The sequence below is a fragment of the Sphingobium sp. genome (assembly GCF_049304695.1).
GTDB lineage: Bacteria > Pseudomonadota > Alphaproteobacteria > Sphingomonadales > Sphingomonadaceae > Sphingobium.
In genome coordinates, this window is sequence record NZ_JBAQOK010000030.1 from 1 (window position 1) to 1,645 (window position 1,645).

The 1,645-nt window shown below is 60.7% G+C and carries 1 protein-coding gene; it reads right to left on the minus strand.

Annotated elements, in window-relative coordinates; all coding sequences use genetic code 11:
• Positions 1-194: 194 nt before the first annotated feature.
• Entirely contained in the window at positions 195-1,535 is a 1,341-nt protein-coding gene (locus tag WA070_RS04310) for an IS1380 family transposase (RefSeq protein WP_132470537.1), read from the minus strand.
• Positions 1,536-1,645 lie beyond the last annotated feature (110 nt).

Here is a 1,645-nt window from a genome sequence, read left to right on the forward strand (position 1 = left end):
TCCGTGCCCGACGCCGTCGCAAACGGCGGCCTCAGACCGCTACGCCAACCTAATTCCGAATGGGACTTTTGAAAAGAAATAATGCCCCTTACGACACTTTCTTGTTCCGCTCAGCCGCACGACCCGATTTCAGGGTGATTGAGGTTTGCGGGTTGAAGGGCGGGGTTTGGTTTGAAGGGGCGCTGCCCTGTGGATCAGGTGACGAGGCGAGGGACGCGGTCGAGGGCGAGGCGGAAGATCTTCTTGTCCGGGCAGGCGTTGGGCCATTGGATGCGGATCAGGGTCTTCAACTCGGTGACGCGGGCAGCTACCTTGATGAGACGCAGGCGCAAGGTATCGAACTGGACGGTACGCCAGGCTGAACGTTTGGGCATGGCGCTACGCAGGCCCCACATGAGCCAGTAGGCACCGGCATGGAGAAACAGGCGCAACTGGTTGGCGGTGGCCCTGGTGCAGGATGTGCGATCGGCAGCGAGGTGGGTCTTCCAGGACTTGATGTGATTTTCGGCCTGACCTCGCCGGCAATAGACTTGCTCGTAGAGCCGGCGGGGCGAGCCCTTCTTAAGATTTGTGACGACGAAGCGAGTGTCCGCGCCCTGATCGCCGACTTCGACGCGGGCGACAATCCGCTCGACGCGGCTCCAGCTTTTGGCGCCGTCGTGGAAGGATTTGAAGCGACGCGCCTTGCCGGCTTGGGGCGCCGCGTCGAAGCGGGCTTTAGTGCTCGCCTCGAGATCGGCGATGTGACGGCGCAATGTCGACGTGGGCGCGACGCCCAGGATGAATTCGTGTCCGCCAGCCCGGCACCAGTCGATGACTTCAGGGCAGCAATAGTGGCTGTCGCCGCGCAGCAGGATCTGCGTCTTTGGCCAGTTGGCGCGAATTGCACGCATCAGGCGACGCAGGAAAGCCCTGATCTCCTTGCCGCCGGGCCGTTTGGCCGGGCGCAGGACGGCGGTGATGAACCGCCCCTCGCCATCGAACACGACGATGGGCTGGAAGCCATATTCGTCATGATGGGCGTTGAACAATCGCAACTGCTGGCCGCCGTGTACGGCATCGAAGGTGTCATCGATGTCGAGGACAATACGCCTGGGCACGGTGCGGAAACTCTCGCAATACAGATCCACCATCGCCCGGCCCATGTGCAGGAGCGCACGCGTGTCGGGCAGGTTTTCCAGGCGTGAGATTGTCGGCTGCGAGCAAAGTGCACGGTCCGATGGAGCCAGGCCAAGCGCCATCTTAAACACCGGGTCGATGCGCAGGCTGGAAGCGTCATTGCCATCTTCATAACCTGCCGCGATCATCATCAGTCGGAACCGGATAATGTCGGCAAGGGAGTGCGTGATATGATCCGGCGCACGGGGATCATTGATGCAGGCAGCCATACGATCAGCTACACCAAGGCGCTGCTCAACCTCGCGCAACAGCAAAATACCGCCGTCCGAGGAGAGCAGACCGCCATCGAAACTGGCATCTATCCGCTTGCCAGAAACGGGTGACAAACCGGTCAGCGGCAGAGTAGAACCGTCCATGGCGGGTGTGGCTTTCCTGAAATGACGTCGATCGGCTTAAGCAACCAAATCATACGTTAAATCAGCACTTTACGCCACATCCGCCAACCCGCGTGAATTTTCCGGGCTAG

Excerpts from the sequence above, each read along its gene's own strand:
- WA070_RS04310 (WP_132470537.1), bottom strand. The coding sequence starts at position 1,535 with ATGGACGGTTCTACTCTGCCGCTGACCGGTTTGTCACCCGTTTCTGGC.